The 16,453-nt window shown below is 72.2% G+C and carries 14 protein-coding genes; 7 read left to right on the top strand and 7 right to left on the bottom strand.

Annotation, left to right across the window (positions count from 1 at the left end):
- Positions 1-155: 155 nt before the first annotated feature.
- Positions 156-569, bottom strand: coding sequence for a DUF4307 domain-containing protein (locus ACWGIU_RS09355; RefSeq protein ID WP_453703946.1), 414 nt, complete (start codon positions 567-569; stop codon positions 156-158).
- Between the two features lie 107 nt (positions 570-676).
- Between ACWGIU_RS09355 and mca the strand changes: the two genes are divergently transcribed.
- Both mca and ACWGIU_RS09345 read left to right on the top strand, forming a co-directional pair.
- Positions 677-1,558 (top strand): mycothiol conjugate amidase Mca, encoded by an 882-nt coding sequence (gene mca / locus ACWGIU_RS09350; RefSeq protein ID WP_453703944.1) that lies wholly within the window; start codon positions 677-679, stop codon positions 1,556-1,558.
- 2 nt (positions 1,559-1,560) lie between these two features.
- Complete coding sequence (locus ACWGIU_RS09345; RefSeq protein WP_453703942.1) at positions 1,561-1,794, top strand: hypothetical protein; 234 nt, start codon at positions 1,561-1,563, stop codon at positions 1,792-1,794.
- Positions 1,795-1,983: 189 nt separating this feature from the next.
- Here the strand turns inward: ACWGIU_RS09345 and ACWGIU_RS09340 are convergent, their stop codons facing one another.
- Positions 1,984-5,220 (bottom strand): tetratricopeptide repeat protein, encoded by a 3,237-nt coding sequence (locus tag ACWGIU_RS09340; protein WP_453703940.1) that lies wholly within the window; start codon positions 5,218-5,220, stop codon positions 1,984-1,986.
- Between the two features lie 152 nt (positions 5,221-5,372).
- Between ACWGIU_RS09340 and ACWGIU_RS09335 the strand changes: the two genes are divergently transcribed.
- The 3 genes from ACWGIU_RS09335 to ACWGIU_RS09325 all read left to right on the top strand — a co-directional run bounded on the left by ACWGIU_RS09335 (position 5,373) and on the right by ACWGIU_RS09325 (position 8,507).
- Positions 5,373-6,134, top strand: a complete 762-nt coding sequence (locus ACWGIU_RS09335; RefSeq protein ID WP_453703938.1) for a DUF4344 domain-containing metallopeptidase — start codon at positions 5,373-5,375, stop codon at positions 6,132-6,134.
- 110 nt (positions 6,135-6,244) lie between these two features.
- Entirely contained in the window at positions 6,245-8,299 is a 2,055-nt protein-coding gene (locus ACWGIU_RS09330; protein ID WP_453703936.1) for a thioredoxin domain-containing protein, read from the top strand.
- Positions 8,283-8,507 (top strand): hypothetical protein, encoded by a 225-nt coding sequence (locus ACWGIU_RS09325; protein WP_453703934.1) that lies wholly within the window; start codon positions 8,283-8,285, stop codon positions 8,505-8,507. Before ACWGIU_RS09330 ends, ACWGIU_RS09325 begins: the two co-directional genes overlap by 17 nt.
- A gap of 1 nt (position 8,508) precedes the next feature.
- Here ACWGIU_RS09325 and trhA read toward each other — a convergent pair whose 3' ends face one another.
- On the bottom strand, positions 8,509-9,222 hold the full coding sequence (gene trhA, locus ACWGIU_RS09320; RefSeq protein WP_453703932.1) for a PAQR family membrane homeostasis protein TrhA: 714 nt from the start codon (positions 9,220-9,222) through the stop codon (positions 8,509-8,511).
- A 220-nt stretch (positions 9,223-9,442) separates the two neighbouring features.
- On the opposite strand from trhA, the gene ACWGIU_RS09315 reads away from it, so the two are divergent.
- Positions 9,443-11,272, top strand: coding sequence for a phosphoenolpyruvate carboxykinase (GTP) (locus ACWGIU_RS09315; RefSeq protein ID WP_453703930.1), 1,830 nt, complete (start codon positions 9,443-9,445; stop codon positions 11,270-11,272).
- A 113-nt stretch (positions 11,273-11,385) separates the two neighbouring features.
- On the opposite strand, the gene ACWGIU_RS09310 is transcribed toward ACWGIU_RS09315, so the two are convergent.
- The 4 genes from ACWGIU_RS09310 to ACWGIU_RS09295 are packed head-to-tail and all read right to left on the bottom strand — an operon-like array spanning position 11,386 to position 15,884.
- A complete protein-coding gene (locus ACWGIU_RS09310) occupies positions 11,386-11,997 on the bottom strand; it encodes a hypothetical protein (protein ID WP_453703928.1) in 612 nt (203 codons plus the stop codon).
- Positions 11,984-13,585, bottom strand: coding sequence for a substrate-binding and vWA domain-containing protein (locus ACWGIU_RS09305; RefSeq protein ID WP_453703948.1), 1,602 nt, complete (start codon positions 13,583-13,585; stop codon positions 11,984-11,986). The genes ACWGIU_RS09310 and ACWGIU_RS09305 overlap by 14 nt, the downstream gene beginning before the upstream one ends.
- 20 nt (positions 13,586-13,605) lie before the next feature.
- Positions 13,606-14,793 carry a toxic anion resistance protein gene (locus ACWGIU_RS09300; RefSeq protein ID WP_453703926.1) on the bottom strand — a complete coding sequence of 396 codons (1,188 nt, stop codon included), beginning with the start codon at positions 14,791-14,793 and terminating at the stop codon, positions 13,606-13,608.
- Positions 14,790-15,884, bottom strand: coding sequence for a hypothetical protein (locus ACWGIU_RS09295; protein ID WP_453703924.1), 1,095 nt, complete (start codon positions 15,882-15,884; stop codon positions 14,790-14,792). The genes ACWGIU_RS09300 and ACWGIU_RS09295 overlap by 4 nt, the downstream gene beginning before the upstream one ends.
- Positions 15,885-16,021: 137 nt before the next feature.
- Between ACWGIU_RS09295 and ACWGIU_RS09290 the strand changes: the two genes are divergently transcribed.
- On the top strand, positions 16,022-16,450 hold the full coding sequence (locus ACWGIU_RS09290; RefSeq protein ID WP_453703922.1) for a hypothetical protein: 429 nt from the start codon (positions 16,022-16,024) through the stop codon (positions 16,448-16,450).
- The last annotated feature ends 3 nt before the right edge of the window (positions 16,451-16,453 follow it).

Below are 16,453 nucleotides of genomic sequence, written 5' to 3'. Positions count from 1 at the left end.
AGTACGTCCAGTACTCGGGCGCCCCTCCGCCTTGCGATGCACGGCACCGGACAACGCGGGCCCGACCGACAAGATCCGAAAGAGACGACCCTAGGCCCGTCTCTTTCGGATTCTGTCGGGCGTCGCGGCCCCGGCAAGATCCGGAAGAGACGGGCCTAGCGGGCGGAAGGCGCCGGCCGGCAGCCGACCAGCTCGATCATCGCGGCCCTGCCGGTGGTCCTCAGGGTGACGATCTCGTCCACCCGCGACCGGGACTGCGCGAAGGTGAAGTCCGCGCGGCCCACCTCGGCGTGCTCCTTGTCCTGGGAGCTCAGGGAGCAGACACCGGTGACCGAGGCCTCCTTGCGGACCTCCAGGTGCACCTTCACCTCAGTGTCCGAAATCACCTGGAACTTGATCACCTCGGCGCTCACGCTCTGTCCCGCGACGTAGTCCCAGCCGATCCAGCCGACCACGCCCAGCAGCGCCGCACCCAGCACCGATCCGATGATCTTGAGCTTCCGGTCCGCGCGCTCGTCCGCCGACCGGCCGTACCGGCCCTCGGGCAGTCCCTCGCGCACCGCACTCATGATCGTTCCTCTCGCCGGGGACGGCTTGGTCACCCCTGGAATTTTCCGTCCCCCAGTTCGGTCACTATAGGAGCTGAGTGTCGCGCCGAATCGCAGAGGATCCTGTTTTGACCGAGCAGCTTCGACTGATGGCCGTCCACGCCCACCCCGACGACGAGTCGAGCAAGGGCGCGGCCACCATGGCCAAGTACGTGTCCGAGGGGATTCCCGTGCTGGTCGTCACCTGCACCGGTGGCGAGCGCGGCTCGGTCCTGAACCCCAAGCTCCAGGGCGACAGGTACATCGAGGAGAACATCCACGCGGTCCGCGCCAAGGAGATGGACGAGGCGCGCGACATCCTCGGCGTCCAGCAGGAGTGGCTCGGCTACGTGGACTCCGGCCTCCCCGAGGGCGACCCGCTGCCCCCGCTGCCCGAGGGCTGCTTCGCGCTCGCGGACGCCCATGAGGCCGCCGGCGAGCTGGTGAAGAAGATCCGCGCCTTCAAGCCGCAGGTCATCACCACCTACGACGAGAACGGGGGCTACCCGCACCCCGACCACATCATGACCCACACGATCTCCATGCTGGCCTTCGACAGCGCGGCCGACACCGAGAAGTACCCGGAGAGCGAGTACGGCCCGGCCTACCAGCCGCAGAAGCTCTACTACAACCAGGGCTTCAACAAGCCGCGCACCATCGCCCTCCACGAGGCGCTCCTCGCACGCGGCCTGGAGTCCCCCTACGGGGAGTGGCTGGAGCGGTGGAAGGAGTTCGAGCGCAAGGAGCGGACCCTGACCACCCATGTCCCCTGCGCCGACTTCTTCGAGATCCGTGACAAGGCGCTCATCGCGCACGCCACGCAGATCGACCCGGACGGCGGCTGGTTCCGCGTCCCGATGGACATCCAGAAGGAGGTCTGGCCCACCGAGGAGTACGAACTGGCGAAGTCGCTCGTCGACACTTCCCTCCCCGAGTCCGACCTCTTCGCGGGCATCCGGGAGAATGCGTAGCTATGAGCGCTACGCAGGCAGCACTGACCCAGCTCCTTCCGCTGGCGGGTGACACCTTCGACAAGAACAAGGTGACGCCCGGCCTCCTCGGCTTCGTCGTGTTCGCGGCCCTCGCCGTCGGCGTGTGGGCCCTGATGAAGTCCATGAACCGGCACATGGGCCGGGTGAACTTCGAGGAGGCCCCGGACCCCGCGGCCCCGGCCGCCCCCGGCGCCGACGCCACCCGGGCCCCGTAAGGCGGAGCACGGCCCGGTGCGGCCCGCCCGCCAGGCCACCCTCCCCGTGAGGCGGAGCACGGCCCGGTACGGCCCGCAGGACCCTCGCGTGCACGCCGGCGCCCCGGCCGGGAGAACCGGCGGGGGCGGCGGCTTCGGCGGGTGCGGGACCACCCGGGGCCCGACGCGGCTCGCCGGGACGTGTTCGCGTCAGGTCCGCGGGACTCCCATGACCTCCCGCGAGTGCAGGTTCGGCACCAGGCCGAGCCGCCACGCCTGCCAGCCCTCCGCCGGATTCACCCCGCGGCCCAGGATCACCCCGTACGTCTCCAGGCAGTCCTCCAGCCGGCCGTCCCGCGCCGGATGCGGCGCCTGCGCGAGGCGGCCCAGCTCCGCCCGCGCCTCCTCCGGCGCCGCGGGCACCGCGTACGGCAGCATCGTGCACCGCAGGAACCGCGCCCAGTCCTCCCCGCGCCGGTCCCCGTACGCGATGAACAGCCGCACCGCCTCCTCGCACAGCCCCAGCGCCTGCGACAGCCGGCCGTTGCCCGCGTCGATCACCGCCAGCTCCAGACACGTCCAGGCCTCGCCGTGCGCCAGCCCGATCCGCCGGAAATCCGCCCGCGCGTCCACCAGCAGCTGACGGGCGAAGCCCGAGTTCCGCAGGTTCCCCGTCCGAGCCGCCCGCTGGTCCCGGGTCACCCGTCCCGAATGGTGGCGGGCGTACGCCAGCCCGTACACGTCCCGCATCCGCGAGAACATCGTCCGCGCCCGCTCCAGCTCCCGTACCGCCTCGTCGGGCTCGCCGCCCACCTCCAGTGCCTGTCCGAGGTAGTACTGCGTCCAGGCCTCCCCGCGCGCGTCCTCCGCCTCCCGGTGGCGGGCCAGCGCCTCCCGCAGCCCGTCCGCCGCCGGCCCCGGATCCCCGTCCACCACCCGGGCCCGGCCCAGCTGCGTCAGCGCCCAGGCCTCACCGCGGTCGTCGCGGGTACGTCCGTACAGGTCGAGAGCCAGCCGCAGCTCCACCTCCGCCCGCTCCACGTCTCCGAACCGCAGGTGCACCTGGCCCAGCTGGAAATGCGCCCACGCCTCCCCGTGCACGCTCTCGCTCTCCCGGTGCAACGCCAGCGACGTCTCCAGCAGCCGCGCCGCCTCCGCCAGCCGCGCCCGGTCCCGCTCCACCGCCGCCAGCGCGTGCAGCCCCCACGCCCGGTCGCCCGCCAGCTCCGGCGGCTCCTGCAGCTCCAGCGCCTCCCGGATCCGCACCGCCGCCTCCGGAAGATTGCCCTGGTGGTGCAGCGTGATCCCGAGCGAGATCAGGGCCATCGCCGCCGCTGCCTCCTGATCGGCCTCCATGTACTGGTCCACCACCGAGGCGAGCGTGGTGCGGGCTTTGTCGAGCTCGCCCAGCTGGCGCGCCGCGATACCCGTACGCCACTGCACCGACCGCACCAGCCGCCCCTGCTGCCCCTTCAGCCCGTTCTGACCCGCCGCCACCACCTGTGTCAGCTCATCGATCTCACCGAGCCGGTACAGGTCCCCGCGCAACAGACAGAAATCGCACAGCGCACCCAGCAGATCCAGCACCGCCTGCTGGTCCACGCCCTCCGAATGCCGCAGGGCCGCCGTGATGAAGCTCGACTCGTCGTCCAGCCAGCGCAGCGCCGCATCCAGCGAGGCGAAACCGTGGACCGCGAACTGATGCGCCCGCGTCGACATCTTCCCGTCGACCATCCGGATCACCGAGTCCGCGAGCCTCGCGTAATCGCGGATCAGCCGCTCGTGCGCCGCCGCGGCCTGCGCCCGGTCCTCGTCCTGCGCCGCCCGTGCCGCCGCGTACGAGCGCACCGCGTCGTGCATCCGGAACCGCTGGCCGCGCACCCGCTCGATCAGTCCGGCCTCCCACAGCTCCTCCAGCGTGCGCAGCGCCGCCGGCTCCGGTACGTCCGCGAGCGCGGCCGCCGCCGCGCCCCCCAGCGACGCCCGGCCGGCCAGCGGCAGCCGTCGCAGCAGCTGCCGGGCGGGCTCGGCCAGCCGCGCGTCCGCCGCACGCAGCGCCGCCTCCACCGGGTGCGCGGCCGTACCGTCCGCCAGGACCCGGACCTCGCCCGCCGACGGAGCCAGCAGCCGCAGCGCGAGCGGGAGCCCGCCGCTCAGCTCCACCACCGCGGCCACGTCCTCCTCCGACGTGCCCGACGTGCCCGACGTGCCGGCTCGCGCCGTCCGGAGCAGCTCCGCCGCCTCCTCCCGTGCCAACCGCTCCACCGGCAGCTGGTACACCCACGCCGCCAGATCCGCCGGCAGCTCCAACGGCTCCCGCGCCGTCACCAGCACCAGGCTCTCGGAACGCTCCGGAACCAGCATCCGCACCTGCGCCGCGTCCACCGCGTCGTCCAGCAGCACCGTCACCGGCAGCCCCTGCAGATGCTGGTGGTACAGCTCGCCCAAGCGGCGCACCTGCTGAGCCGCCGACGCCCCCTCGCGGAAAAGCAACTGCTCGCGCGGCGCACCGAGGCGGTTCATCAGGTGCAGCAGCGCCTCCCGCGTGGCCAGCGGCGCCTCCCCGGACGCCTCACCGGCCGAACCGCCCCGCAGATCCACCACGCACGCACCCCGGAACTGGTCCCGCAGGTCGTGCGCCGCCCGCAGCGCCAGTGCCGTACGCCCCACCCCCGGCTCACCGTGCAGCACCACCACCACCGGCCGGGTCTCCGTACTCGCCCGCGCCGCCCGCACCCACTGCGCGATCCGCGTCAGCTCCGAGCGCCGTCCCGCGAACGCCTCGGCCGGAGCCGGCAGCTGCCCGAAGGAATGCTCCAGCGCACTGCGCCGCCGCGCCTCCGCACTGCGGTCCGTACCCCGCAACCGCGGAGCGGGCCGCACCGCCGCCGGCCGGGCCACGGGCCGGGCCGCCCGGGCCGCCGCGGCCACCGCACGCTGCTGCTCCAGGAACGGGCGTATCCCGCGCACCTCCAGCGCCGACAGCCACTGCAGTCTCAACTGCTCGGGCCCGCCGGGCCGGCCCCGCTCCCCGGCCCGCCGGTTCGCGGCCGGCAGGTGCAGCGCCGTCACCTTCACCACCGTCGCCACCGCCCCGGAGATGCCCACCACGGCCCCCGCGGTCAGCGCCGTACCGGCCGCCACACCCAGCGACAGGTCCGCGCCCACGGCCGCGGCCGCCGCCACCGCCGTCACCAGCAGCGCCGTGGAAGGGTTGCCGCGCCGGAAGGCCTCACCGAGCGACTGGTCCCCGGCCGCCGCCTCGTCCAGAGCCCGTACGTACGCCTCGTATTCCGGCGCCGCACTCGCGGCGAGCGCGTCCAGCGCCTCCCGGCCCCGGGTCAGCAGCGTCGCCCGGTCGATGCCCGCACCCGTCCCCCGCTGCGCCGCGTCGTCCACGGCCCGCTCCAACAGCCGCTCGGCCTCACCGCGATGGCTGTCCCGCATCGGCGTCCCCCTCAGAGATCTCCGGCAACGAGCCCCAAGTGTCCTGCGGGACTCCGCCGAGCGCGAGGAAATCTGAGCTAGTTCAGAGGGAAGTGCGCACTCTCTCCCGCAGTCGGGTCGAAAACAGTCAACTGGCATATCCTGGGGGCAACATGACGCTACGTCGCTTACGCACCGCTCTGGTTTCGTCCCTGTGCGCGACGGCGCTGCTGCCGGCGACGGCCGGATGCGAAGGCCCGCCGCCCGCACGGGGATTCGTACCCCGCCACGAGAATCCGGACGAGGCCGACCGCCGCAGCGCCGACCTGCTGAAGCGGCACGAACTCGTCGAGCTCGTCACCGCCGACCTCAACGCCGCTCTCGACGTCCCGCACCGGATCACTGTCGTCGCCCGCTCCTGCGGGGGCGAGGGCAGCGGCTACGACCCCGTGACCCGCACGATCGAGCTCTGTTACGACGACCTGACGGAGGACCGGGAACGGTTCGAGGAGGCCGACCGCCGCCCGGCGGACGAAGCCCTCTCCGAAGTCGCCCGGGAGACCCTCCACCACGAGGCGGGTCACGCCCTCATCGACGTCCTCGACCTCCCGGTCCGCGACCAGGGCCGCGCCGAGGAGGACGCCGCCGACCGCTTCGCCCAGCTGATGATCCTGCGCTCCCCGGCGGGCGGCCGCACCCTGCTGACCGCGGCCCGCGCCTACGACCTCGCGGCGGCCGCGGACCCCACCCCGGACCCCGACGGCGAACACGCCCCGGACCCGGTCCGCGCGGAAGCCCACCGCTGCGCGGCCTACGGCGCGGCACCCGCCCGCCACCCGGACCACGCGACACCGGCCCGCGCGCACTGCCCCGGCACCTGGGCCGCCACCCGCGACGCCTGGACCGCCGACCTGACCCCGCTGCTGCGGAAGTGACCCGACCACCCCTCACCAGCCGTGGCGGGCATCGCCGCAACGCCGCCGAACCGGCTGCCCGACGGCCCGGTGACGAGGCGCACCCCGGGCGGTGCGGCAGGATGGGCCCCATGCCGAACCGCCTCGCGAACGAGACCTCTCCCTACCTCCTCCAGCACGCCGACAATCCCGTCGACTGGTGGCCGTGGTCGCCCGAGGCCTTCGCGGAGGCGCGTGAGCGCGGGGTGCCCGTGCACCTCAGCGTCGGCTATTCGAGCTGCCACTGGTGCCATGTGCTGGCGGGCGAGAGCTTCGAGGACGAACCGACCGCCGCCTACATGAACGAGCACTTCGTCAACATCAAGGTGGACCGCGAGGAGCGCCCCGACGTCGACGCCGTCTACATGGAAGCCGTGCAGGCCGCCACCGGGCAGGGCGGGTGGCCCATGACCGTCTTCATGACCGCCGATGCCGAGCCCTTCTACTTCGGCACCTACTTCCCGCCCGAACCCCGGCACGGGATGCCCTCCTTCATGCAGGTGCTCGAAGGGGTGCGGACCGCCTGGGTGGGGCGGCGCGAGGAAGTCGCCGAGGTCGCGCAGCGGATCGTACGGGACCTGGCCGGACGGGAGTTGGACTACGGGAAGGCCGGGACACCCGGACCCGATGAGCTCGCCGGGGCGCTGCTCGGGCTGACGCGGGACTACGACGCCGCGCACGGCGGATTCGGCGGCGCGCCGAAGTTTCCGCCGTCCATGGTCCTGGAGTTCCTGCTGCGCCACCACGCGCGCACCGGGTCCGAGGGTGCCCTCCAGATGGCCGCGGACACCTGCGAGGCGATGGCGCGCGGCGGGATCTGCGACCAGCTGGGAGGCGGGTTCGCGCGGTACTCCGTGGACCGGGAGTGGACGGTTCCGCACTTCGAGAAGATGCTCTACGACAACGCCCTGCTGTGCCGGGTCTACGCCCACCTGTGGCGCGCCACCGGGTCCGATCTCGCACGCCGGGTCGCGCTGGAGACCGCCGATTTCATGGTCCGGGAGCTGCGCACCGACCAGGGCGGGTTCGCCTCCGCGCTCGACGCCGACAGCGAGGATCCGCTGACCGGGGAGCACGTCGAGGGAGCCTACTACGCCTGGACGCCCGCCCAGTTGCGTGAGGTGCTCGGCGAGGCCGACGGGGATTTGGCCGTCGGGTACTTCGGGGTGACCGAGGAGGGGACCTTCGAGCACGGGACGTCCGTGCTGCAGCTGCCCCAGGACGGGCCCGCGGTGGAGGCGGGCCGGCTCGCCGGGATCAAGGAGCGGCTGCTGGCCGCGCGGGGGCGGCGGCCCGCGCCCGGGCGGGACGACAAGATCGTCGCCGCGTGGAACGGGCTGGCGATCGCCGCGCTCGCCGAGTGCGGCGCGTACTTCGAGCGGCCCGACCTGGTGGAGCGGGCGACCGAGGCGGCCGATCTGCTGGTGCGGGTGCACATGGACGGTCGGGCGCGGCTCTCGCGCACCAGCAAGGACGGCCAGGCCGGCGCCAACGACGGGGTGCTGGAGGACTACGGCGATGTGGCGGAGGGCTTCCTCGCGCTGGCGTCCGTGACCGGCGAGGGGGTCTGGCTGGAGTTCGCCGGGATCCTCGTCGACCAGGTCCTGGACCGGTTCACCGCCGAGGACGGGTCGCTGTACGACACGGCGCACGACGCCGAGAAGCTCATCCGCAGGCCGCAGGATCCGACGGACACGGCCGCCCCGTCGGGATGGACGGCGGCCGCGGGCGCGCTGCTGTCGTACGCGGCGCACACCGGATCGCAGCCGCACCGTACGGCGGCGGAGCGGGCGCTCGGGGTGGTGCACGCGCTCGGGCCGCGGGTGCCGCGCTTCATCGGACACGGCCTGTCGGTGGCCGAGGCGCTCCTCGACGGGCCGCGTGAGGTGGCGGTCGTGGGCCGTCCGGAGGATCCGGCGCTGGCGCTGCTGCACCGGACCGCGTTGCTGGGGACGGCTCCCGGGGCGGTGGTGGCGGCCGGCCTTCCGGGGGCGGCGGAAGGCGATGGCGGTGAGTTCCCCCTTCTTGCCGAGCGCACCCTCGTGCGCGGCCTTCCGACGGCGTACGTGTGCCGACATTTCGTCTGCGCGCGGCCGACGACGGATCCGGCCGAACTGGCGGAGCAGTTGGGTGCGGTCCGTCCCTGAGGGTGCCGGAGCGGGGGCGGGCCGAGGAGAACGCGCGGAAACGCCCATCGACCTCGTCGACCCGCAGTACGCGACGCCCGCCGTCCAGGCCGTGGCCGGGCCGGCGTTCCAGGGGTACGCCGACGGCATCTCCGACGAGAAACCGAGCACCGTCTTCGGCGAGCTGGCCGACCGGCTCTTCGGCGCGGCCCTGGCGGCCTCCGACTGATTCAGTGCCGGTACGCGGCGAGTGAGATGCCGACGTAGTGGGCCACGAAGGCCGCGAGGGTCAGCGAGTGGAAGACCTCGTGGAAGCCGAAGAAGCGGGGGGAGGGGTTCGGGCGCTTCATGCCGTAGATGACCCCTCCCACGCTGTAGAGGAGGCCGCCGACGATCACCAGGACCAGGACGGCGATCCCGCCGGCGCGCATGAAGTCGGGCAGGAAGAAGACCGCCGCCCAGCCCATGGCGATGTAGCACGGGGTGTAGAGCCAGCGCGGGGCGCCGACCCAGAAGACCCGGAAGGCGATGCCGGCGCCGGCCGCGATCCACACCGCCCACAGCAGGGTCCGCCCGGTGGAGGGCGGCAGCAGCAGGACGGTCAGCGGGGTGTAGGTACCCGCGATGATCAGGAAGATGTTGGCGTGGTCGAGCCGCCGCAGGACGGCCTCGCCGCGCGGCCCCCAGGTGCCGCGGTGGTAGACCGCGCTGACGCCGAAGAGCAGGCAGGCCGTGAGGATGTAGACGCCGCAGGCGACCCGTGCCCGGGTGGAGTCGGTGAAGGCCATCAGCGCCAGGCCCGCGACGACCACGGCGGGGAACATCCCGAGGTGCAGCCAGCCGCGCAGCAGCGGCTTTTCCTCCAGGGCGGTCTCGGCCGCCTCCAGGGCCTCGACGACCGGTGTGGCCTCGGGGGCCGGGACGGCGGCGGCATCAGAAGTCATGCGCGCCATGCTACCTACGGGCCCGTAGGTTTCCGTGAGTGGCCTTTACGGAAGATTGACGGACGTGGCAATGCTCACGTGAGAGGCCCTCTGGACATATGCGCACATCCACCGGATGATCAGATGAGTGCGGTCGACACCGGATGAGCGGAGCGCGAAGCATCCGGGTCGCAGCCCCCACGGGGCCTACACCAAACAAACCCCTCAACAAGGAGCAATCGTGGCGCGCGACAACGCGGCTCCCACCATCCCGACGACTCACCAGGAACTCATCTCCTGGGTGGACGAGATCGCAGCCCTCACCCAGCCGGACCGCGTCGTCTGGTGCGACGGCTCCGAGGGCGAGTACGAGCGCCTGTGCGAGGAGCTCGTAGCCAAGGGAACGTTCAAGAAGCTCGACGAGACCAAGCGCCCGAACTCCTACTACGCCGCCTCCGACCCCTCCGACGTCGCGCGCGTCGAGGACCGTACCTTCATCTGCTCCGAGAAGGAGGAGGACGCGGGCCCGACCAACCACTGGAAGGCCCCGGCCGAGATGAAGGACATCTTCTCGGGAGAGAAGGGGATCTTCCGCGGCTCCATGAAGGGCCGGACGATGTACGTCGTCCCGTTCTGCATGGGCCCCCTCGGCTCCGAGCTCTCCGCGATCGGCGTCGAGATCACCGACTCCGCCTACGTCGCGGTCGCCATGCGCACCATGACCCGCATGGGCAAGGCCGTCCTCGACGAGCTCGGCACCGACGGGTTCTTCGTCAAGGCCGTCCACACCCTCGGCGCTCCGCTCGCCGAGGGCGAGGCCGACGTGCCGTGGCCCTGCAACACCACCAAGTACATCTCGCACTTCCCGGAGACCCGCGAGATCTGGTCCTTCGGATCCGGCTACGGCGGCAACGCCCTCCTCGGCAAGAAGTGCTACGCCCTGCGCATCGCGTCCGTCATGGCCCGCGACGAGGGCTGGCTCGCCGAGCACATGCTGATCCTCAAGCTCACCCCGCCGACGGGCGAGGGCGAGGCGAAGTACATCGCCGCCGCCTTCCCCTCCGCCTGCGGCAAGACGAACCTCGCCATGCTGGAGCCCACGATCCCCGGCTGGACCGTCGAGACCGTCGGGGACGACATCGCCTGGATGCGCTTCGGCGAGGACGGCCACCTCTACGCGATCAACCCCGAGGCCGGCTTCTTCGGCGTCGCCCCCGGCACCGGCGCGCACACCAACGCCAACGCCATGAAGACCATGTACGCCAACACCGTCTTCACCAACGTCGCGCTCACCCCGGACGGCTCCGACGTGTGGTGGGAGGGCATGACCGAAGAGGCGCCCGCCCACCTGATCGACTGGAAGGGCAACGCCTGGACCCCGGAGTCCGAGACCCCGGCCGCACACCCCAACGCCCGTTTCGCCGTTCCCGCCGCCCAGTGCCCGACGATCGCCCCCGAGTGGGAGGACCCCAAGGGCGTCCCGATCTCCGCGATCCTCTTCGGCGGCCGCCGCGCCTCCGCCGTCCCGCTGGTCACCGAGTCCTTCGACTGGAACCACGGCGTCTTCATCGGCTCGAACATCGCCTCCGAGAAGACCGCCGCCGCCGAGGGCAAGGTCGGCGAACTGCGCCGCGACCCCTTCGCCATGCTGCCGTTCTGCGGCTACAACATGGGCGACTACATGGGCCACTGGGTCGACGTCGCCAAGGGCAAGGACCAGTCCAAGCTCCCGAAGATCTACTACGTGAACTGGTTCCGAAAGAACGACGCGGGCAAGTTCGTGTGGCCCGGCTTCGGCGAGAACAGCCGCGTCCTCAAGTGGATCGTCGGCCGCCTCGACGGCACCGCGGCGGGCGTCGACACCCCCATCGGCATCCTGCCGACCAAGGAGTCCCTCGACCTCGACGGCCTGGACCTGCCGGCCGAGGACCTCGACTTCCTCCTCACCGTCGACAAGGAAGTCTGGCGCGACGAGGCCTCCCTGGTCCCCGAGCACCTGAACACCTACGGGGACCACACTCCCAAGGAGCTGTGGGACCAGTACCACGCACTCGTGGAGCGCCTGGGCTGAGCCAGGACGCGCCCTGAAGAAGGGCCATCGAACGTGGGAGCCCCCGACCAAGCGGCGCCCACCGCTGTGGGAGCCCCCGACCAAGCGGTTCCCACCGCAGCACATGACCGACCTCAGGAGCGTCCGCGCTCCTCCAGGTAGGCCGTGTGCGTCTGCTGACGGCGGGCCTCTGCTTCACGGAGGTCCGCCGTCACTCTTTCCGCCTCCACGTACAACAGGTCCAGCTGCCGCTCCAGATGGCGCTCCGGCGACTGTCCGCCCGGAGTGAGCCGGTTCCACCAGCGCGTCCGGTTGTACGTGTCCACGCACTCCGGCACGTCCCGCCGGATCGCCCGCGACAGCGCGTGCACCGCCTCCGGCTCGGCGGCCAGGACCTCCGCCACCCAACCCGGCTCCAGCAGCGCCCCGTACAGCTCCAGCAGCCCGGCCCACCGGCCTTCCGCCGCCGCCGGCAGCTCCACCTCGCCCAGGTACTCCCCGAGCCGCGCGAAGTCCGCGCGCAGCGCGCCGACCTCCTCGCCCGGGTCGAAGGGCGGCGGCAGCACCCGCTCCGGCGGGGCGATCAGCGCGCCCGCCCCGTACAGCCCGGCGATCACCAGCGGCCAGTACGCGCCCGCCACCCCGGCGAGGGTCAGGCCCAGCCCGAGCAGGCCGCAGGCGGACCCCGCCAGGTTCTTCCGCGATTCCAGATGCCGGAACATCCGGCGCGCCCTACTGGTAGCCACGGATCTCCTCGAAGGCTCCGGCCAGCGCACCCTTGCCGCCGGTGGCGTCGAAGAGCCGCCCGCCGGTCAGTTCGGTGATGCGGGTGAGCTCCCTGCGGTCCGAGTCGCCGAACAGCACCGCGAAGACCGGCGTCTGCTTCTGCGCCGGCGGCAGGGCCGCGTAGAAGGAGTCGAAGTGCCCGGCCCCGACACCCTCGGTGTTCTCGCCGTCCGTCATCAGCACGATCGAGGTGAACGCGTCCGTACCCTTCTGGCCCAGGTGCTGGTACGCGGCCTCCAGACTGCCGTAGACCGCCGTACCCCCGTCGGGCTCCAGCGACTTCACGTCCGCCCGGATGCCGTCCAGGGCCGGACCCGGATTGCCGGGCTCCACGACGTGGGTCCGTACCTTCTTCACCTTGGACCCGAAGGGCAGCAGCGTCACCTCCTCACGGTCCCGGAACCGCTGCCCGGTCCCCGAACTCCCCGAACCCGTCAGATCGGTGAGCGCCGACTTCAGCCGCCCGATCCGGTCCTCCTCGCTCATCGAACCCGAGGTGTCCAGCACGTACACCGTCCGCGAGGGCCGGCGCAGCTCGTTCTCGTACCCGGCCAGCAGCCCGTCCGCCACCGAACGCGAGCCGGGGAAGGGCAGCTCGCGCCGCTTCTCCGCGTCCAGCCCGGCGGCCGGCGCCACCCCCGCCGCGACCGGGCGGCGGAAGGTCCGCTCGGTGATCGCCTTCTGCGCCTCCGGGCCCCGCAGGTACTCCGTCAGCGCCCGCCCCGCATCACGGGCCCCGGCCGGGGCCGAGGTCAGCAGCGTCAGCGGATAGTGAGCGGTGACCACACCGTCGCGCGGCCGGATCACCGTCAGCGGAGCCCCGGCGCCTTTCGCGTCCCGGTTCATGGACAGCAGCACCGACTCGTAGTTCACCAGCGCGTCCACGTCCCCGCGCTTGGCATAAGCGGTGACGAGCCAGCCCGAGGAGCCCGAAGTCAGCTTCTGCCCGGCGAAGAACTCCTTCAGCCGGGGCGTGGCCGCCTTCACGTCCTCGTCGCTCAGCGCCGCCTGCGCGCCCGACAGCCCCGAGGCCACCGAAACCAGCGCCGAGAAGCCGGAGTTGGAGCGCACAGGATCCGTCATCCCGTACGTCAGCCTCCCGGCGGCCACGGCCTCGTGCACCGCCGGCCAGGTGACCTCCCCCGGCTTCCAGCCGAGCCGGGCCAGCGCCTGCGGCCGCACCCCGAGCGCGACCGGCGAGGACATCACCGGGGTCTCGCTGGAGAGCTTCCCGGCCGCCTCCGGACGCAGCCGCAGATAGTCGTTGGAGGAGAGCCAGACCGCGTCGTACGTGCCGTCCGCCGCTCCTGAGGCGACCTGCTCGGCGGCGTCCAGCGTCCCCGACCAGGTCAGCTCGACGCTGACGCCGGTGGCGGCCTTGGCGGCCTTCAGCACCGGCTCCATGTCACTGAGTTCGCTGGAGGCCAGCACCCGCAGGTGGCCCTCCTTGTACGTCGACCCCTCGACCTCGGCCGGCCCGTCGGCGGTGCAGCCCGTCGCGGCCATCAGCCCGGCGAGCGCGAAGCCGATCCAGCCTCGCCGGCGCATGCCCCGCTCGCGCGCGGCGCTCACAGCGCTCCGCCTTCCAGGGCAGCGGCACCGCGGGTACGCGCGAGGTGCGCCGAGGCGCTCCGCAGCTCCCCGGCCAGCGACTCCACGGTCGCCGCCATGTTCTGCGTCGCCTGCACCTTGAACGTGTCGATCACGTCCAGCGTCTCGTAGATCTGCGCGAACGCCGTCCGCAGCGTCTCGACGCCCACCGCCGGATCGGCCGCGATCCGCTGGATCTCGCCGCTCTGGGTGGACAGCATCTCCGCGTTGCCCCGGATCAGCGCCTCGGTGGTTCCCTTCAGGGCATTGACCTGTTCGATCACCGCGCGCTGGTGGTCGAGGGCCGAGGCCAGCATCACGGCGATCCGCAGCGCGGACACGGTGGTGGTGGCGGCCCGGTCGACGCCCTTGATCAGCTCGTCGTTGTTGCGCCGGACCACGTCCATCGCCAGGTAGCCCTGCGCGCAGACGGCCAGCTGCGTCAGCAGATCCTGGTGCTTCTGCCGGACCGGGAAGAGCACGTCCGCGCGCATCGCGTCGGCCGCACCCGGATCGGTGTGCTCCGCCTCGGCGATCCGCTGCTCGACGGCACCGTCCAGGGCCTCGGTCAGGACCGCGTACTCCTGGAGCTCGCCCATGGTCTCCCACAGGCGCGAGCGCTCGGTGTGCAGCGCCGCGTTGTCGCGGCGCAGTTCGTCCTGGCCGCTGCGCAGCGAGCCCACGATCTTGTTGAGGGTGGTCTGCGAGGAGGCGTACTTCGCCACGTGGTCGCGGAACCTGTTGCCGCCCGGCAGCTTCGCGAGCAGCTTGCGGGCCCCCTTGGCGGGCGTGTCCCGCGGGTCGAGGTCCTCGACCGTGCGCCGCAGCTCCACCAGGGAGCCGGCGACCCGGGCCTGGGCTCCGCCGCCGCCGTCCGGGCCCAGCGAGCGTACGGCCCGCTCCAGCATCCGGTTGGACTGCTGGGCGGCGCTGCGCATGTCGCCGGAGCCGAGGCCGGCCAGCTCGCCGATGCGCTGCGCGAACTCGGGGGAGCGGGCGTCGATCGCGGCGAGCGAGTCGACGTACTCCCGGGCCCGTCGGGCCATCTCCTCGCGGACGCCGTCCCGCAGCGGGACCAGCCCGGCGGCCTGCTCCTTGCGTACGGGGGCGACGGGCTCCGGAGGGGTCAGGTGGAAGGACGTGTCCTCGGGCGGTGTCAGTCTCATGGTGTGTCCCCCTGGCCCTTGGCGCGCTGGGCCAGCGCCATCAGGATCTTGACGGTGGGTGTGCCGACCTGGCGGATACCGGTCAGCCCCGTGTTGAGGTACGCGGTGTGCGGCGCCGTCGCGGCGGTGAACTCGGCCACGCCCTCCTGCGGGCGGAACCCGCGGAGCACGGCCAGTTCGCGCAGCCTCGGATCGGTGGCGAGGAGGGTGCCCAGCTCCTTCGCCTTCTCGGTCAGCGGGACGAAGGTGTGCGCCGAGTTGACGGTGGTGTCCGGGTAGAGCACGACCATGTCGCCCGGATCCTGCTTCTGCAGCAGCAGCGAGGCCACCTGGGACTCGTACACCAGGATCAGCGGTTCGCCGCTGCCGCTGACGAAGGCCCGGAAGGGATCGTCGGTGCTGGGCTCCAGCGCGCCCTGGACGGAGATGAGCTTGCGCATCAGGGGCGCGGTGCGGGCGATGCCGGCGTCGTCGGCGACCACGGTGCTGCCGTTCGCCACGTTGGACGTGGCGGCGAGGAAGAGGGCGCCGGAGTTGGAGGAGGACGGGTCGGTGGTCTTGATGAACACCGTGCCGGTCAGTTCGGCGTGTGCCGCGGAGCCGGGCAGCTGCTGCCAGGTGCGGTCCTCGCCGGAGGCCTTGAGGAAGGGACCCATGAGCAGGGTCCCGGAGTTCTTGCCGGTCATCCTGGCGAGGCCGTTGTCGGCCAGCACCTTGGCGGCGCCCTGACGGGCGATGACGACGAGGGGGGAGAAGAACGGCTTGGTCTCCTGGGCTCCCTTGAGCCCGGCGGCGGCCGCGACCTCCTTGGCGGGTTCACTGCTGCCGGGGAAGGCGAAGTCGAACTCCTGGAGAGCGAGTTGGTCCATCGCCCAGGAGCCGGAGGTCTCCGTCTTCACGGTGTAGCCCTTGGCGGCAAGGGCCTTGACGACATCGGGGTCGCGGAAGAATTCGGACTTCTCCGAGCCGATGACGCCACGCACGGTCTTCGTTGCCGTGGTTTCTGGGTGACCCTGCCCCTGGAACGCGACGACGTAGAGCACGCCGCCGATCAGGAGGAGGCCCAGGACGATTCCTAGGATGCGTCTCACGGGTGCAGAGTGCTCGCGGAAACCCACATTCCGCGCCGAGTCGAATGAACGTCAGGTGTCCAGGCGGTCCCACTTCGAAATGCTGTGTGAGCCCTCGGGTGCTGGTGGGCGGAGCGGCGGCCCGGGAGGATCGGGACATGGCTGTGAGCACGTTGAAATGGCAGGGCTGGCTGGTCGGTCTGGTCACGGTGGCCGGGCTGCTGGTGTTCGCCCCGCTGGGTCTGTACGTGTGGGCGAGCGGCGGAGATCCGCCGCAGGCACCACCGCGGGCGGCGGTGGAGGACGTACGGGTCACCGGGTGCCGAATCGATCCGGCCAGCCGCCGGGTGGTGGCCGCGGTGGAGGCGACGGGGCGGGCCGAGGGCCCCGGCGCGTACGTGGTCACGGTGGAGTTCCGCGACCGCGCCGAGGCGGACCCGCAGAGGCGGGCCGCGCAGGCGCTGGTGAAGATCCCGGGCGTGGCCCCGGGCGCCACCGAGTACGGGGAAGCGGTCGGCCCGGTGTGGCCGGTGGCGACGGTGCCCTGGTGCGGGGTCGCCGGCGCGGAGTTCGCGCGGACGGCCTAGAGC

This window comes from Streptomyces sp. NPDC054840 (assembly GCF_053611065.1).
The sequence above is the reverse complement of the archived record's forward strand: the minus strand, read 5'-3'. Positions and strand labels throughout refer to the sequence as shown.

Excerpts from the sequence above, each read along its gene's own strand:
- ACWGIU_RS09300 (WP_453703926.1), bottom strand. The coding sequence starts at position 14,793 with ATGAGACTGACACCGCCCGAGGACACGTCCTTCCACCTGACCCCTCCG.
- ACWGIU_RS09355 (WP_453703946.1), bottom strand. The coding sequence starts at position 569 with ATGAGTGCGGTGCGCGAGGGACTGCCCGAGGGCCGGTACGGCCGGTCG.
- ACWGIU_RS09345 (WP_453703942.1), top strand. The coding sequence starts at position 1,561 with ATGAGCGCTACGCAGGCAGCACTGACCCAGCTCCTTCCGCTGGCGGGT.
- ACWGIU_RS09305 (WP_453703948.1), bottom strand. The coding sequence starts at position 13,585 with ATGCGCCGGCGAGGCTGGATCGGCTTCGCGCTCGCCGGGCTGATGGCC.
- ACWGIU_RS09330 (WP_453703936.1), top strand. The coding sequence starts at position 6,245 with ATGCCGAACCGCCTCGCGAACGAGACCTCTCCCTACCTCCTCCAGCAC.
- ACWGIU_RS09340 (WP_453703940.1), bottom strand. The coding sequence starts at position 5,220 with ATGCGGGACAGCCATCGCGGTGAGGCCGAGCGGCTGTTGGAGCGGGCC.
- trhA (WP_453703932.1), bottom strand. The coding sequence starts at position 9,222 with ATGACTTCTGATGCCGCCGCCGTCCCGGCCCCCGAGGCCACACCGGTC.
- ACWGIU_RS09335 (WP_453703938.1), top strand. The coding sequence starts at position 5,373 with ATGACGCTACGTCGCTTACGCACCGCTCTGGTTTCGTCCCTGTGCGCG.
- ACWGIU_RS09290 (WP_453703922.1), top strand. The coding sequence starts at position 16,022 with ATGGCTGTGAGCACGTTGAAATGGCAGGGCTGGCTGGTCGGTCTGGTC.